At 70.9% G+C, this 15,011-nt stretch carries 13 protein-coding genes; 5 read left to right on the top strand and 8 right to left on the bottom strand.

The genetic code is table 11. The annotated features are described in order from the left end of the window. Window positions 1-6: 6 nt before the first annotated feature. Window positions 7-3,798, bottom strand: coding sequence for an AfsR/SARP family transcriptional regulator (locus tag OG787_RS36160; RefSeq protein WP_405538055.1), 3,792 nt, complete (start codon window positions 3,796-3,798; stop codon window positions 7-9). Window positions 3,799-4,010: 212 nt separating this feature from the next. Here OG787_RS36160 and OG787_RS36155 point away from each other — a divergent pair, with 212 nt between their 5' ends. Next, window positions 4,011-4,823 carry a site-2 protease family protein gene (locus OG787_RS36155; RefSeq protein WP_369030822.1) on the top strand — a complete coding sequence of 271 codons (813 nt, stop codon included), beginning with the start codon at window positions 4,011-4,013 and terminating at the stop codon, window positions 4,821-4,823. Between the two features lie 88 nt (window positions 4,824-4,911). On the opposite strand, the gene OG787_RS36150 is transcribed toward OG787_RS36155, so the two are convergent. From OG787_RS36150 to OG787_RS36125, 6 genes are all read right to left on the bottom strand, one after another. Next, entirely contained in the window at window positions 4,912-5,754 is an 843-nt protein-coding gene (locus OG787_RS36150) for a geranyl diphosphate 2-C-methyltransferase (RefSeq protein WP_405540691.1), read from the bottom strand. Window positions 5,755-5,811: 57 nt separating this feature from the next. Next, window positions 5,812-7,125, bottom strand: a complete 1,314-nt coding sequence (locus tag OG787_RS36145) for a family 2 encapsulin nanocompartment cargo protein terpene cyclase (protein ID WP_405538052.1) — start codon at window positions 7,123-7,125, stop codon at window positions 5,812-5,814. A 61-nt stretch (window positions 7,126-7,186) separates the two neighbouring features. Continuing rightward, window positions 7,187-8,602, bottom strand: coding sequence for a family 2B encapsulin nanocompartment shell protein (locus OG787_RS36140; RefSeq protein WP_369030819.1), 1,416 nt, complete (start codon window positions 8,600-8,602; stop codon window positions 7,187-7,189). A 140-nt stretch (window positions 8,603-8,742) separates the two neighbouring features. Then, window positions 8,743-8,988 (bottom strand): hypothetical protein, encoded by a 246-nt coding sequence (locus tag OG787_RS36135; protein ID WP_235479640.1) that lies wholly within the window; start codon window positions 8,986-8,988, stop codon window positions 8,743-8,745. Between the two features lie 4 nt (window positions 8,989-8,992). Then, window positions 8,993-9,718 (bottom strand): NADPH-dependent F420 reductase, encoded by a 726-nt coding sequence (gene npdG, locus OG787_RS36130; RefSeq protein ID WP_405538051.1) that lies wholly within the window; start codon window positions 9,716-9,718, stop codon window positions 8,993-8,995. Between the two features lie 37 nt (window positions 9,719-9,755). Further along, window positions 9,756-10,832, bottom strand: coding sequence for an exo-alpha-sialidase (locus tag OG787_RS36125; RefSeq protein WP_405538049.1), 1,077 nt, complete (start codon window positions 10,830-10,832; stop codon window positions 9,756-9,758). Window positions 10,833-10,987: 155 nt separating this feature from the next. Between OG787_RS36125 and OG787_RS36120 the strand changes: the two genes are divergently transcribed. Both OG787_RS36120 and OG787_RS36115 read left to right on the top strand, forming a co-directional pair. Beyond that, complete coding sequence (locus OG787_RS36120; RefSeq protein ID WP_405538047.1) at window positions 10,988-11,557, top strand: hypothetical protein; 570 nt, start codon at window positions 10,988-10,990, stop codon at window positions 11,555-11,557. Between the two features lie 112 nt (window positions 11,558-11,669). Then, window positions 11,670-12,962: an MFS transporter gene (locus OG787_RS36115; protein WP_369030815.1), complete on the top strand. Its 1,293-nt coding sequence runs from the start codon at window positions 11,670-11,672 to the stop codon at window positions 12,960-12,962. Between the two features lie 54 nt (window positions 12,963-13,016). Here the strand turns inward: OG787_RS36115 and OG787_RS36110 are convergent, their stop codons facing one another. Further along, a complete protein-coding gene (locus tag OG787_RS36110; RefSeq protein WP_369030814.1) occupies window positions 13,017-13,247 on the bottom strand; it encodes a hypothetical protein in 231 nt (76 codons plus the stop codon). A gap of 60 nt (window positions 13,248-13,307) precedes the next feature. Between OG787_RS36110 and map the strand changes: the two genes are divergently transcribed. Then, window positions 13,308-14,165 carry a type I methionyl aminopeptidase gene (gene map, locus OG787_RS36105; protein ID WP_369030813.1) on the top strand — a complete coding sequence of 286 codons (858 nt, stop codon included), beginning with the start codon at window positions 13,308-13,310 and terminating at the stop codon, window positions 14,163-14,165. A gap of 141 nt (window positions 14,166-14,306) precedes the next feature. Next, window positions 14,307-14,960, top strand: coding sequence for a heme oxygenase (biliverdin-producing) (locus OG787_RS36100; protein ID WP_369030812.1), 654 nt, complete (start codon window positions 14,307-14,309; stop codon window positions 14,958-14,960). Window positions 14,961-15,011 lie beyond the last annotated feature (51 nt).

The raw sequence follows: 15,011 nt of genomic DNA, 5'->3' as shown, positions 1-15,011 counted from the left end.
CCGGTGTCAGACGAGGGCGGTCGCCTCCTCCGCGGAGAGTCGGCCGCCCTCCTCGTACGCGGCCTCGTACTCCTCGTCGGTGAGCAGGTCGCGGACCGCGCGGACGGCGCGGGCGCGGACCTCGCGCTCCATGTGCCCGGGGAGGTGGCCGGGCGGCAGCAGGGCGTCGGCGGCGCCCAGGCAGCGGGCGGCGTCGCGGGCGTGGCTGCCTCCGTCGAGACCGGCGAGGGCCACGGCGCCGGTGGTCAGGAAGGAGGTCTGGAGCTGGGGGGCGATGTTGCGGGACAGCGCGTCGTCGGCCCGGGCCAGCGCCTCCCTCGTCTTGGCGAGGGACTCCTCGTGCCGTCCCTCCACCACGTCGAGCCAGGCCTCCGAGCCGAGGATGAACGCGTCGAAGATGACGAACGAGGCGGCTCTGAACTCCTGGCGCAGCAGCCGGATCTGCTCACGTGCCTCGGGGACCCGGTCGGTGATGCCGAGCAGCGCCGTGAGGAAGAGCCGGGCGGCGGGCAGGGCCTCGTTGACCATCCCCTCCGCTTCCTTGATCACCTGGCGCAGCAGTCGTTCGCCCTCGTCGGTCCGGCCGGCCTCCAGGAACACGTTGCCGAGACGGGCGGCGAGCACGGTCCTCTGGGAGCGGGCGCCTAGTTGTTCGGCCAGTTCCATCGCGTCGGCGAAGTCGGTGGCGGCGCTGTCGTACGCGGCCTTCTTCTCGTGGGCCTCACCGCGCGCGGAGAGCGCCTCGGCGGCGCCCCAGTCGTCGCCGAGGCGGCGGAAGATCTCCAGGGCCTCGTCGGCGTCACGGGTGGCGTCGCCGGCCCAGTCGCTGCGGTTGGCGAGGATGTTGGCGCGCATCTGGAGACAGGCGGCGAGTTCCCACTCGAATCCGGGTGCCGCGTCGCGGCAGGTGCGCACGGACTCGTCGACGATGACCCGCAGCCGCTCCATGTCGCGGGTGAGCATGACCGCGTAGAACCAGAGGAGGCCGGGGTAGCGGCAGGTCTGGGGGGCGCCGGGTTCGTAGACGCGGGTGATGGCGTCCAGTTTCTGTTTGGCCTCGGGTGTCTGCCAGGCATCCAACTCCATGTCCATACAGGCGAGATGGACGAGGTGGACGCCGCGCCGGGCTTCTTCGAGCACGTCGTCGCGCCAGGGGGGCGGGGTGTCCGTGCAGCGCTCCTGGAGGGGCGGTGCCGGGCGGACCGGGAGGGCGAAGGGGTCGGGGCCGAGGTTCATGACCTCGCGGGACCAGTTGCGGGCGGCCAGCCGCAGATCGCGCATCTGCCAGTACCAGGCGATCGACAGGACGAGGCAGAGCGCCTCCTGTTCGTCGCGGGTGACGACGGCGTGCCGGAGGGCGGCGCGGATGTTCTCGCTCTCCTCCTGGAACACGTCGAGGGCGGCGCGCTGGCCGGAGCCGCGCAGCAACGAGTCGGTGGTGCGGGCGAGTTCGCGGTAGTACGTGAGGTGCGCGCGCTCGACCTCGGGCCGGTCGCCGGACTCGTCGAGGCGCGTACCGGCGTACTCCGCGACGGTCTCCAGGAGCCGATACCGCATCGCGCCGCTCTCGCCCGAAGGGGCGGCCACGACAAGGGACTTGTCGACGAGCGAGCCGAGCGCTTCGAGGGCGACGGGACCGCACACGGCCTCGGCGGCGGCGAGGTCGCAGCCGCCCGCGAAGACGGACAGCCGCCGCAGGACGTCCCGTTCGTCCTCGTCGAGCAGGTCCCAGGACCAGTCGACGACGGCCCGCAGGGTCTGCTGGCGGGGCAGGACGGTACGGCTGCCGGAGATCAGCAGCCGGAACCGGTCGTCGAGGCGGTCGGCGATCTGCCGCAGCGACAGCATCCGCAGCCGGGCAGCGGCCAGTTCGATGGCGAGCGGCAGCCCGTCGAGCCGCCGGCAGATCTCGGCGGCGGCCTCCGGATCGTCCTCGACGCGGAACCCGGGCCGGGCGGCGGCCCCTCGGTCGGCGAGCAGCCGTAGGGCGACGGGCTCGGGCAGCGGTTCGACGGGACGTACCAACTCCCCAGGTACGCCCAGGGGTTCACGACTGGTGGCGAGCACGGTGACTCCCGGGCAGCGCACCAGCAGCTCCGCGACGAGCCGCGCGGCGGCGTCGACGACGTGCTCGCAGTTGTCGAGGAGGATCAGCATGCGCCGGTTCGCACAGTGCTCGACGAGCCGTACGAGGGGGTCGTCGTGCCGGTCCGCGGAGGCGACGCGCAACTCCTCGGCGCCGGCCCCGCGCAGGACGGTCTCGCGTGCGCCGACGGCGGTGAGCACGGCCTCCGGTACGGCGTCCGGGTCGACGACGGGAGCGAGTTCGGCCAGCCACACCCCGTCCGCGGCCCGAGCCCGCCCACCGTCCCGTGCCGCGTCCCGCACGGCCTCGGCGGCCTCCTGCGACAACCGCGTCTTGCCCGCCCCGCCGGGCCCGAGCAGCGTCACGAGCCGGGCGGCGGCGAGGTCACCCCGGATGGCCTCGATGTCGGCCTCCCGCCCGACGAAGGAGGTGAGGCGGGCCCGGAGGTTGCCCGGGGGCAAGGGTTGAGGGGTGGCGGGCCAGGGCTGCGGGGCCGACGCGGCCTGAGCCTCGACACGGTCCGCCGTGCCGGAGGCCACCACCGGCCCGGCGGCCCCGGCGGCAGTGTGGTCCGGGTGGCGCGGGCCGCCCGGTACGGAGTCCTCTCCCTGGCGGGCCGGAGCCCCCGGTCCGGCGGAGAAAGCGTGCGCCTCCGACCCACCCGGCGCAGGGGGCGTGCCCGGGCTGAACGGGGCGGAGACCCCGTCGTCACCGATGTACACGGTGCCCCCGCCGGAGCCGCCCGGCGGGGAGCCCGCACCCGAGCCAGAGGCGTCGGATGAGGCGGAGGCCTCGCCTGTGCCGTCAGGGCCGGGGCCGGCCGAGCGATGCCCCCCGGGACCCCCCGAGCGATCCACACCGGAGCCGGCCGGGCCACGCGTACCAGCGCCGGATGGACCGCCCGCGCCACGCGAACCGTGCTTGCCAGGGCCAGCCGGGCCATGCATGTCAAGGCCAGCCGCGCCACGCGCACCGGGGCCGCGCGATATGTCGTCCGGTCTCAGCAACTCTGCATGCAGGGACCGCAGTTCGGGGCCCGGGTCTGCGCCGAGGCGGTCTGCCAGGAGGGTGCGTACGTCCTCGTAGGCGGCCAGGGCCTGGGCTGGGCGGCCGGTGTCTCGGAGGGCGCGTAGGCGGAGGGCCTGGAGGGGCTCGTCCAAGGGGTGGCTGTCGCACAGGGCGGTCAGTTCGGGGAGGGACTGTTCCGCGGCGCCCAGGGCCAGGGCGGCGGTGAGGCGGGCGCGGCGGGTGTCCAGACGGCGGGTCTCCCAGCGGGCGGCCTCGGCGGTGCGGTCGGGGAGGTCGGCGAGGGCGGGGCCGTGCCACAGGGCGAGGGCGTCGTCGAGGACGACGGCGGCCTTGGCGGGGTCGCCGTCGGCCAGCGCGCGCTTGCCCTCGTCGGCCAGCCGCCCGAACCGGTGCAGGTCGACGTCGTCCGGCGCGGCGCACAGCCGGTAGCCGCCCTCGGCGGAGGCGATCGCGTCCGGGCCGAGCACACGGCGCAGCCGGCCGACCAGTGCCTGGAGCGCACCCGGCGCGTCGGCGGGCGCGTCCCCGTTCCAGACCTCCTCCACCAGGACCCCCGCGGCCACGGTCCGGCCGGGCCGCAGCGCGAACACGGTCAGCAGGGCGCGCAGCCGTGCTCCGCCGACCGGGACGGAGGTGCCGTCGGGACGGAGTGCCTGGGTGGTGCCGAGGATGCGGTAGCGCACGGGTCCATTGTCACCGGGGACAGTCGCCCGGCGCGCCCGGGTTTACGGGGCCATGAACAGGGACAAGTCCAGGATCTCCGGGAACCTCCAGGAACCTCCTGCTCACGCAGGAACCTCCGGCCCTCGGTGGGACGTTCCTCCCAGACCACCGGTACCGTCGTCCCGGCCGGACAACCCGTTGCTTCCACCACGTCACCCAGGAGCCCCGCCCCATGACCACCGCCACCACCCGCAGCAGCGACCGGCGGATCAGCCCGGTCTTCGTCGGGATTCTGGCCGTCACGGCGGTCACGGGCTGGGCGACCTGGACCGGGTTCGCCGAGCAGCCCGGTGTCGCCGTGTTCCTGTTCGTGACGGCCGCGTGGATCGTCTCGCTCTGTCTGCACGAGTACGCACACGCGCGCACCGCCCTGCACAGCGGTGACATCTCGGTCGGCGAGAAGGGCTACCTCACCCTCAACCCGCTCAAGTACACGCACGCCCTGCTCAGCATCGTCCTGCCGGTGATCTTCGTGATCATGGGCGGGATCGGGCTGCCCGGTGGCGCCGTCTTCATCGAGCGCGGGCGCATTCACGGCCGGTGGAAGCACAGTCTGATCTCGGCCGCGGGGCCGCTGACCAACGTTCTGTTCGCGGTGGTGTGCACGGCGCCGTTCTGGCTGGACGCGCTGGACGGGGTGCCGGCGGAGTTCCGGTTCGCGCTCGCCTTCCTGGCTCTCCTCCAGGTGACCGCCGCGATCCTGAACTTCCTTCCCGTACCAGGGCTCGACGGCTACGGGGTCATCGAGCCCTGGCTGTCGTACAAGGTCAAGCGCCAGGTGGAGCCGTTCGCGCCGTTCGGGCTGCTGTTCGTGTTCGCGGTGCTGTGGGTCCCGGAGGTGAACAGCGTGTTCTTCGACGTGATCGACTCGGTGCTGCGCGGTCTGGGGATCGACCAGTTCGACACGTACTGCGGTCAGTACTTGTACAACTCTGTGTTCAGCTTCCTCCGGGACAATGGCACGAACATCGGCTGCACGCCCTGACCTGCGGAGATCTGCGGAAACGTCGAAGCCCCGGCCACTCCCCTCGGGGTGGACGGGGCTTCGTCCCCAGGCGTCCGCGAGTGTCCGTTCAGACGCGGTCGGCCGCGATCAGCACGTACTGGAAGGAACCGTCCCGGTAGGACTCGATGAACGCCTCCTCGATCCCGGTGACCAGCGAGGACGTGGCCCGCAGTTCCCAGTACGGCAGGGTGTCGGGAGTCAGGTCGATCACGGTCTGCGGCACGAGCCGGTTGTCGGCCATGGCCCGCAGGTACTCACGACGGGAGTGGATGTTGCACTCGAAGTGGGCGTTGATCTGCGAGACCCACTTCGACGGCTGGCCGTAACGGGGGTTCCAGCAGCCGGTGATGGTCACGTACCGGCCGCCCACCTTGAGGAAGCGGGAGTGCTCGGCGAACAGGTCGTGCAGGTCGACGTACATGGTCGACTCGTTGTTCCACGAGGCGGTGACGGCACCCTTCTCGAAGGGCGTGTCGAGCATGTTGCACACGCGCGAGCGGACGTGGTCCTGGATCCGCAGCTCCCGTGCCCGCCCGTTGCCGAACTCGGCCTGTGTGGCGGAGAGCGTGACACCCTCGACCTTGCAGCCGAAGCGCTGGTGGGCCATGACCATGGAGCCGCCGCGACCGCACCCGGCGTCGACGAGGGTGTCGTCGGCCGTGACGGGGCCCAGGTGGTCCAGGAGAACCTCGGCCTGGGCGGACTCCAGCCGGTGCAGCTCGGCGATCAGCCTCTTCTCGTACTCACTGTCCTCCGGGTCGCCGAGCGCGGTGTGGTCGACGGCGCCGATGCCGTAGTGATGGTGGTAGAGACCGTCCACGTCACCGAGGCGCAGGTTCACCGGCCTCGCCTCGCTGTTCCAGTACCGGGCGATGTCCCCCTGATAGGGGGTCGCCGGGGCCGGGATCATCGTGGAGAGGGCAGGGGTGATATCCGTGGTCACAGAGGCTTCCGTTCGTCCGTTCGATTACCAGAAGTCGGGCAGGGTGTAGCGGTAGGTGTTGGTGCGGTGCCAGTCGTGGTTGCCGTCGACCCAGGCGGCCACACCCTTGAGAAAGCGCGCCATGACGGGCAGGGGGCAGGTCGCGGCGAGGTCGGCCGCTGCCGCCTCGAAGGCGTGCATCAGGTCGTTGTGGACCTCGACCGCCTTGAGATACGCGTCGCGCTCGGAGAGCCGTTCGCGTTCCGCGATCACCACGGGCAGGTTCAGGTGCCGGCCGGGACTGGCCAGTTCCTTGGTGTAGGAGTACAGGTCGTTGACGATGGTGGTCGCGTTGCCGGCCAGCGCGATGACCCGCTGCGTCTCCGGCTGTGCGTGCAGGTCCGCCGGGAGTTCGTAGCCTCCGACGGTGTCGGTGATGGTGGGGCAGGGGCGGAAGTTGTTGAACTGGCGCATCGCCAGGTACTCCCACACCTCCGGGACATAGTCGGTCTCGGCCCAGGCCGCCTCGGCGAGATACCCCATGTGCAGCCGGGCCATGTCGTGCCGGAAGCGGTCGGCCTGGGAGGGTGTGGCCGCGCGGACGAAGTGGTCCATGGCGCTGCGATAGGCGCGCCGCGGCGGATCCGAGCCGAGCGACGTCTGCCACTCCGGCGCGTACTCCGGGGTGGTGTGGAGCGGGTCGAGCGCGGTGTGCGCGAGCAGGAGACGGCCGCCGAGACCGACGGGTGAACCGCCGTGGTCCTCGCAGTAGCAGTCGTCGACGGCGTTCTCCGCGACCATCAGCCGGGTGGCGATCATCAGATGATCCACGGTGGGGGCGTCGGGGTGGCAGCCGACCATGTACCGCCCGACGGAGAAGCCGTCGAACTGGCCTTCCCACTCCTCGGGGTAGAGCTGGACCTCGTCCTCGGCCCAGCGTTTGATCCGGCGGCTCACCTCCTCGACGCGCACCGGGTCGGGCTCGGGGACGGAGTGGTGGTACAGGCCGGGCACGGCCTTGCCCTCGGCGGGTGGCGCGGGAGCGGGGAGCACCGGGTCGGGTGTGCGGGCCAGGGACAGGGAGGCCGTCCCCAGACCGGTCGGCCCGCCCAGGACCCGCCGCTCGACGACGGGTACGGGAGGTGGAGGTACGGGAGGTGAAAGTGCGGGAGGTGGAGGTGCGGCCGGTGGACGCGGTGCACGGGCCAGGGACAGCGAGGCCGTCCCCAGACCGGTCGGCCCGCCCAGGACCGGGGGGACGACGGGTTCGGGAGGCTTGGCGGGCAGGACCGGCGTGGTGGTGGACGGCCCCGGCCGCCGCTCGGGCATGGGTCGTCCGAGGGGCCCGGTGTCGGGCATCTGTTGCTCCTTGCTGTGGTGGGACGAGCGGGGGCGTCGACCTGTGCGACGCGGCGCGCCGTCAGTCCCGCGTGCGGGCGATCTGCACGTTCTCCAGCACTCCGAGCGCGTCGGGCAGGAGGACCGCGGCGGAGTAGTACGTACTGACGAGATAGGAGACGACGGCCTGCTCGTTGATGCCCATGAATCGCGCGGAGAGGCCCGGCTCGACCTCGTCCGGCAGGTCTGTCTGCCGCAGGCCGATGACGCCCTGGTTCTCCTCGCCCGTGCGCATCGCGATGATGGAGCTGGTCTGTTCCCTGCTGATCGGGATCTTGTTGCAGGGCAGGATCGGGACCCCGCGCCAGGCCGGGACCGACTGCCCGCCGAGGTCGACGTGGTCCGGGTAGAGGCCGTAGGCGTTGAAGCCGCGTCCGATCGCGGCGATCGTCCTCGGGTGGGCGAGGAAGAGCTTGGTGCCGCGGCGGCGGCAGAGCAGGTCGTCCATGTCGTCCGGGGTCGGCGGGCCGGAGTGCGTCTGGATGCGCTGCTTGAAGTCGGCGTTGTGGAGCAGCCCGAACTCGGGGTTGTTGATCAGCTCGTGTTCCTGCCGCTCACGCAACGCCTCGATGGTGAGCCGGAGTTGCTCCTCGGACTGGTTCATCGGCCCGTTGTAGAGGTCGGCGACCCGCGTGTGGATCCTCAGGACGGTCTGGGCGACGGAGAGTTCGTACTCGCGCGGCTTCAGCTCGTAGTCGACGAAGGTGGCCGGCAGGTCGACCTCGCCGGTGTGACCGGCCGACAGGGCGATCGCGGCCTCGCCGTGTTTGTTCTGCGGCTGCCGTGCGGCGGAGCCGAACGCCTCGATGTGGGCGTGAAGGCCGGGCGCGGTCTCCCGTACGGCGGCGAAGTCGGCGCGGGAGAGCGTGAGGAGGGTGCCGGAGGTCTCGGCGGTGACCGTGCAGTCGTGGCGGGCGTCGGGGTCCAGCAGGGCGTTCTCGCCGAAGCGGTCGCCGTCCGCGAGTACCGCGATGGCGATCGCCCCACCGTACGGGCCCTCGCCGGACTGGCTGACGCGGCCGTGGGCGATCAGGTGGATCCGGTCCGCCGGGCTGCCGCGCTCGACAAGGATCTCACCGGCGGTGAAGTCGCGCTGCACACAGCGTTCGGCGAGGACGGTCAGGACGTCCACGTCGTCGAAGCCCCGCAGCAGGGCCAGTTCACCGAGTTCGCGGGGGATCACCCGGACCGTGGCGCCGTCCTGGACGAACTCGATGCGCCCGTCGCCGACGGTGTGCCTGAGCCGCCGGTTGACCCGGTAGGCGCCGCCCTTGGTCTCGACCCAGGGGAGCATCCGCAGCAACCAGCGGGAGGTGATCTCCTGCATCTGCGGGGCGGACTTGGTGGTGGTGGCGAGGTTGCGGGCGGCTGCGGTGCCGAGGGCCTGCTGCGGCACTGCCGGTACGGCCTGGACTTCCGGGCTGCTGTCCACGGTCATCGGTGTGCGGTACTCCTTGCCGGACACGGTGAGGATCGCGGCGATCCGTCTACCCGAAGGACGGTATGACCGGCCGACCGGCATCTCCATGGAAAGCCCGGCAGCTTCCTCCGAAGCGGTGAAACTCCTCCGGCTTCGGTTTATCCGTGGGTCTGTTTGCCGCGCCGGACGTAGTACCAGCACATGTTGGACGACAGGCCGGCCAGCAGTACCCACACGATCCCCAGCAGGTTGCCCTGGACGAAGGACACGACGGCGGCGGCCACGGCGAGCAGGCAGACGGCCAGGGCGTAGAGGGCGAGGCGGGGCATGTGGACTGCTCTCCTGTCGGGGACACCGGTCGGGGGGACACTGCCGGAAACGGAAACCCGTCCAGTGTCCCCCATCCGCTCAGATGTCGGTGACGCGCAGGCCCGCGTGGGCCTTGTAGCGGCGGTTCACCGAGATCAGGTTGGCGACCAGCGACTCGACCTGGTGGGCGTTGCGCAGTCGGCCCGAGAAGACCCCGCGCATGCCGGGGATACGGCCGGCGAGCGCCTGCACGATCTCCACGTCCGCGCGCTCCTCGCCGAGGACCATCACATCGGTGTCGATCTCCGCGATCTCCGGGTCCTGGAGCAGTACGGCCGACAGGTGGTGGAAGGCGGCCGTGACCCGGGAGTCCGGCAGCAGGGCGGCGGCCTGTTCGGCGGCGCTGCCCTCCTCCGGCTTCAGCGCGTACGCGCCCTTCTTGTCGAAGCCGAGCGGGTTCACACAGTCCACGACGAGCTTGCCGGCCAGTTCCTCGCGCAACGATTCGAGGGTCTTGCCGTGTCCGTCCCAGGGCACGGCGACGATCACGATGTCGCTGCGGCGCGCGGTCTCGGCGTTGTCGGCGCCCTCGACCCCGTGGCCGAGTTCGTCGGCGGCGGCCTGGGCACGGTCGGCGGCGCGCGACCCGATGATCACCTTCTGGCCGGCCCTGGCGAGCCGGTAGGCGAGGCCCTTGCCCTGCGGCCCGGTCCCGCCGAGCACGCCGACGACGAGCCCGGATACGTCGGGAAGGTCCCAGGGGTCCTTGGCAGGAGCCTTCGCGGGGGCCTGGGCAGGGGTCTGTGCACTGTCGGTAGAGGTCATGGGCCGACTTTACGTCCGTGCCCGGGCGCCCATGGGGTCAGGTGAGCTGGGTCACGGGCACCCGCCGGAAGGGGATCCTCTCGTACGGGCCGAAGTCGCCGGTCTCGAAGAGGAGCCCGACGGTGTCGGCGTCGATCCGGACGAGGTCGGAGTAGGCGGCAGGCAGGCCGTTCACCGTGTGCACCGGGCGCCAGGTGGTGCCGCCGTCGGTGGAGACGCGGATGGTCATCAGGGCGCGGGCGGCGGGATCGGCGGGCCCGGAGAAGAGGAGCAGGTCGGGGTCGCGGAACTGGAGCACGCTGCCCTGGCAGACGGGGGCGGACAGGCCGGCCTGCGGACGGAAGGGCTTGACGAGGGTCCGGCCGCCGTCCGTGGAGTGCGCGTCGGCGCGGTTGCCGGGCGACGGGGAGTCGTTGCGGGTGTTGAAGTAGACGCGGCCGTCCGGGAGTTCGGCGGCGGTGGTCTCGTTGACGTTGATGTACCCGTTGGTGTTCTCGTCGAGGTACCCGATGGACCAGGTCGCGCCGCGGTCGTCGCTGAGCAGACAGTGGCCGCTGTTGTACTTGGCCTCGTTGCCCAGGTCGTCGCCGGTGGGCGGAACCGTGTGGTTGGCGGCGACGACGACCCGGCCGCTGCTCAGCTGGATGGCGTGGCCGGGGGTGGTGGCGTACCAGCGCCAGTCCGCGTGCTTGACCTGGTCGGTGATCTCCACGGAGGAGGACCAGCTGACGCCGTCGTCGTCGCTGTGGCGGACCCAGATACGGCGGCCGTCGGCGGCCGAGACGTTGCCGAGCAGGATGTCCTTCTCGGTGACCGTGCCCGAGGCGCGGACGTACACGAGGAGGATGCGGCCGGTGTCGAGGACGACGGGGGCGGGGTTGCCCGCGAGATGGACGCCGTTGTTGGCGGCGACCGTGAGCGGGCCCCAGGTGCGGCCGCCGTCCGTGGACCGCTTCAGCACGATGTCGATGTGACCGTGGTCCGACGCGGAGTCGACCCGGCCCTCGCAGAAGGCGAGCACGGTGCCGGAGTGGGTGACGACGACGGCCGGGATGCGGTAACTGGCGTAGCCCTCCTGGCCGGACCAGAAGGGGATGCTCGTCTCGACGGTCATGTGCGGCTCCTCGGTGGGGCGGTGAGTCGGTAAGCAGGTGCCTACGTGGTAGATGAGTGCGTGGTGAGGGCAGTGATTCGTGTCCTTACCCAGGTTGGGCGAAAAGACTGTGAATTGAGCGTCCCGACTTGTCCGTTGCGGCAGGATGCGCGGTCATGGACGCCGTACGGGTCGCGCTGCTGCGCGAAGTGCTCGCGGGAACCGAGTGGTTGGGGGCCACGCGGAGGTTCTCGGGGGCGTTACGGGGGTCCGTGGTGTCGTACGGGGGCGGACTGCTGTTGGCGGGCACGCCGGCGTACGAGCCGTGGCACCTGGCGGCCCATCTCGTGGACGAGGCCGCGTGGTCGGGGACGCCCGAGCTGGCCCCGACGCTCGTACGGTCGGACGGGCTCGGGCGGATCGAGGCGGCCCGCCGGGGTGAGACATTGCTGATGGTGGCGCCGGAGGGGGTGGACGGCGGCCTGCTGGAGCGGGTTCTCGACGCTCGGCGCAGTGGTGTGAAGGTGCTGGTGCTGGGGTCGGGCGAGGGGGAGCTGGTGTCCCTGGCGCATGAGTCGCTGGCGGTGCCGGAGGGGCTGGAACTGGACCTGGACACGGTGCAGCACCTGGTCAGCGCGGCGGTCGGGGAGAACTCGGTGCCGGTGGTCCGAGGGCGGCGCCGGTTCCGTGACCGGCTGTCGAGGCTGGCGGACGTCCTGACGGCACCGCCACCGTCCCGCTGGTAGGGACACCGCTGGTAGAGAACCGCTGGTAGAGACACTCTTCCCGAAGATCGGAGAAACCCTTCCCGAATAAACCTGTTGCCCCTCCCTCCCCCACCCCACAGCATGACCCCACGTGACCTCAGCGCTCCGTGCCCTCCTCCCCGACCTCTCCCCCTGGCGGGCCTCCCCCGACTTCCGGAAGCTCTGGCTGTCGGGGCTGATCACCAACTTCGGGAGCTTTCTGACCTTCGTCGCGCTGCCGGTGCAGATGAAGGAGCTGACCGGGTCGGCCGCCGCGGTCGGGGCGATCGGGGCCGTGGAGCTGATCCCGCTGATCGTGTTCGGGCTGTACGGCGGGGCGCTGGCCGACGCGGCGGACAAACGGAAGCTGATCCTGTGGACGGAGGCGGGTCAGGGCCTGCTGTGCGCCGTACTGCTCGTCAACGCACTACTGCCCGACCCCCTCATCTGGCCGCTGTACGTCGTCGCGGCGCTCACCTCGGCGCTCGGTTCGGTGCAGCGGCCCGCGCTGGATTCACTCATGCCGAGGATCGTGGCCCATGAGCAGCTGCCGGCCGCGGCGGCGCTCAACTCCCTCCGCTGGACGGTCGGCGGGGTCGCGGGCCCGGCGCTCGCGGGCGTGGTCGTGGCGTACGCGGGGCTCGGCTGGGCGTACGCCGTCGATGTCGTGACCTTCGCCGTGTCCCTGCTGTTCGTCGTGGGGCTGGCCGCCTCCCCCGCCTCGCACGAGGCCGCGAAACCCTCCCTCCGGTCGATCGCGGAGGGCGCCCGCTACGCGTGGAACCGCAAGGAACTCCTCGGGACGTACGCCATCGACCTGGCCGCGATGTTCCTGGCGATGCCGCTCGCCGTCCTCCCGTTCCTGGCGGACGAGTTGAACGCCGAGTGGTCGCTGGGCCTGATGTACGCGGCGATCCCGGCCGGTTCCCTGCTGGTGAGCGTCACCAGCGGCTGGACCTCGCGGGTGCACCGGCACGGGCGGATGGTGGTGCTCGGGGCGGCGGGCTGGGGCCTGGCGATCGCCGCGTCCGGGACCGTCGCCAACGTATGGGTGGTGCTGCTGTTCCTCCTCCTGGCCGGCTGCTTCGACATGATCAGCGGGATCTTCCGAGGCGCGATGTGGAACCAGACCATCCCGGACGAGCTGCGCGGCCGCCTCGCCGGCATCGAACTGCTCTCCTACTCGGTCGGCCCCCAGCTGGGCCAGGTCAGGGCAGGCAGCGTGGCCGCCTGGCGCGGGGTGCGCGCGTCGGTGTGGTCGGGCGGCCTGGCCTGCGCGGCGGGCGTGGGCGCACTGGCCCTGTGCCTACCGGCCCTGATGCGCTACGACGTCCGCACGAACGAACACGCGATACGCCTGCGGGAGCAGCGGGAGAAGACAACACGCCTGGGCGCAACCCCCTAGGGGCGCGGGGAACTGCGCGACCAGCCACAACGCACCCGCAGACAACAACCGCCCTCAGTCCTCGTCCCCGCCGCGCGCCGCCGCATCGTGCCACTTGGGATCGTTCTCCCACTCAAGATTCCGCTCGCGAGCGGTCTCCATCGCGTGCTCGGCCTCCGCACGAGTGGCGTAAGGCCCGAACCGGTCCTTGCCCGGACAGTCCGGCCCCTCTTCGACCTTCTTGTGCTCCAGGCAGTAGTACCACTCGCCCGGTTTACCGACCGTGCGCTTCTTGAACAGGGCCATGATTCCGGCTCCTTTCGCCACGTTCATCGTCCCCCACCCGGGCTCGTTAAACTCACTGTCATGTCTGGCCAGTCGCTGCTCGTACCAGGGGACCTGTCCCCCATCCGTTCCGTGCCCGGAAACATCCGTCGTCCCGAGTACGTCGGGAAGCCCGCGCCGACCCCGTACACCGGGGCGGAGGTGCAGACGCCCGAGACGATCGAGGCGATGCGGATCGCCGGGCGGATCGCCGCGCGGGCGATGGCGGAGGCCGCGAAGCTCATCGCGCCCGGGGTGACCACCGACGAGCTGGACCGGGTGGCGCACGACTACATGTGCGACCACGGGGCCTACCCGTCCACCCTCGGCTACCGCGGCTTCCCCAAGTCGCTGTGCACGTCCGTCAACGAGGTCATCTGCCACGGCATCCCGGACTCGACGGTGCTGCGGGACGGCGACATCGTCAACCTCGACGTGACGGCGTACATCGGCGGGGTGCACGGCGACAACAACGCGACGTACCTGGTCGGGGACGTGGACGAGGAGAGCAGGCTGCTCGTCGAGCGCACCCGGGAGTCCCTGGACCGGGCGATCAAGGCGGTCAGGCCGGGCCGGCAGATCAACATCATCGGCCGGGTCATCGAGTCGTACGCCAAGCGTTTCGGCTACGGAGTCGTCCGGGACTTCACAGGCCACGGCATCAATTCCTCGTTCCACTCCGGTCTGATCGTCCCCCACTACGACAGCCCCCACGCCACGACCCTCATCCAGCCCGGGATGACCTTCACCATCGAGCCGATGCTGACGCTGGGGACGCACGACTACGACATGTGGGACGACGGCTGGACGGTCGTCACCAAGGACCGCAAGCGCACGGCCCAGTTCGAGCACACGCTCGTGGTGACGGACTCGGGTGCGGAGATCCTCACGCTGCCCTGACCCGCACACCGTCGACATACCGGACAAACAGCCCGCCTTCTCCTTGAGGGCGGGCTGGCCGGTTTTCTGGGTACGCTTTTACCGACAGCCAGTCGGTAAAGGTATTGACTTAGGTTAGCCTTACCTCAGAGGATAGGCCTCATGGACTCCTTTTCGACAGTCATCCGCACCGCGTCGCACGAGCAGCATGTGGAGGCGGAGACCTCGACGTTCATGAGCGACATGCTCGGCGGCAGGCTCGGCGTGGACGCGTACGCGCGCTACACCGAGCAGTTGTGGTTCGTGTACGAGGCCCTGGAGGCGGCTGCCGGACGGCTGGCGTCCGATCCGGTGGCGGGCCCCTTCATCCAGCCCGAGCTGATGCGGCTGCCGGCACTGGAGAAGGACCTCGCGCACCTCCGCGGGCCCGACTGGCGTGCGACGCTCACCGCGCTGCCCGCGACCCGGGCGTACGCGGACCGTGTCGCCGAGTGCGCCCGGGAGTGGCCGGCCGGATACATCGCCCACCACTACACCCGGTACCTCGGAGACCTCTCCGGCGGCCAGATCATCCGCGACCGGGCCGAGAAGACGTGGGGCTTCGCCCGCAAGGGGGACGGTGTCCGCTTCTACGTCTTCGAGGAGATCGCGAATCCGGCGGCGTTCAAGCGGGGGTATCGCGAGCTGCTGGACGGGGCGGGTGCGACGGTGGACGAGCTGGAGCGGCAGCGGATGGTGGCGGAGTGCAAGAAGGCATTCGCCCTGAACACGGGCGTCTTCCGGGCGTTGGGCGAAGAGTTCCCCATGTCCGCGTGACCCTCACCCCAGGATGTTTTCGCCCCCGCCGCCCCTACCCATACCCATCCC

This window comes from Streptomyces sp. NBC_00075, assembly GCF_045041225.1.
GTDB classification, from domain to species: domain Bacteria; phylum Actinomycetota; class Actinomycetes; order Streptomycetales; family Streptomycetaceae; genus Streptomyces; species Streptomyces adonidis.
This window is presented reverse-complemented; position numbering and strand designations above follow the sequence as displayed.

What these genes read in the sequence shown, in the direction of transcription:
- OG787_RS36145 (WP_405538052.1), bottom strand. Translation starts at nt 7,125, where the DNA reads ATGCCCGACACCGGGCCCCTCGGACGACCCATGCCCGAGCGGCGGCCG.
- OG787_RS36120 (WP_405538047.1), top strand. Translation starts at nt 10,988, where the DNA reads ATGGACGCCGTACGGGTCGCGCTGCTGCGCGAAGTGCTCGCGGGAACC.
- OG787_RS36125 (WP_405538049.1), bottom strand. Translation starts at nt 10,832, where the DNA reads ATGACCGTCGAGACGAGCATCCCCTTCTGGTCCGGCCAGGAGGGCTAC.
- OG787_RS36155 (WP_369030822.1), top strand. Translation starts at nt 4,011, where the DNA reads ATGACCACCGCCACCACCCGCAGCAGCGACCGGCGGATCAGCCCGGTC.
- OG787_RS36100 (WP_369030812.1), top strand. Translation starts at nt 14,307, where the DNA reads ATGGACTCCTTTTCGACAGTCATCCGCACCGCGTCGCACGAGCAGCAT.
- map (WP_369030813.1), top strand. Translation starts at nt 13,308, where the DNA reads ATGTCTGGCCAGTCGCTGCTCGTACCAGGGGACCTGTCCCCCATCCGT.
- OG787_RS36150 (WP_405540691.1), bottom strand. Translation starts at nt 5,754, where the DNA reads ATGATCCCGGCCCCGGCGACCCCCTATCAGGGGGACATCGCCCGGTAC.
- OG787_RS36140 (WP_369030819.1), bottom strand. Translation starts at nt 8,602, where the DNA reads ATGACCGTGGACAGCAGCCCGGAAGTCCAGGCCGTACCGGCAGTGCCG.
- OG787_RS36110 (WP_369030814.1), bottom strand. Translation starts at nt 13,247, where the DNA reads ATGGCCCTGTTCAAGAAGCGCACGGTCGGTAAACCGGGCGAGTGGTAC.
- npdG (WP_405538051.1), bottom strand. Translation starts at nt 9,718, where the DNA reads ATGACCTCTACCGACAGTGCACAGACCCCTGCCCAGGCCCCCGCGAAG.
- OG787_RS36135 (WP_235479640.1), bottom strand. Translation starts at nt 8,988, where the DNA reads ATGGGGGACACTGGACGGGTTTCCGTTTCCGGCAGTGTCCCCCCGACC.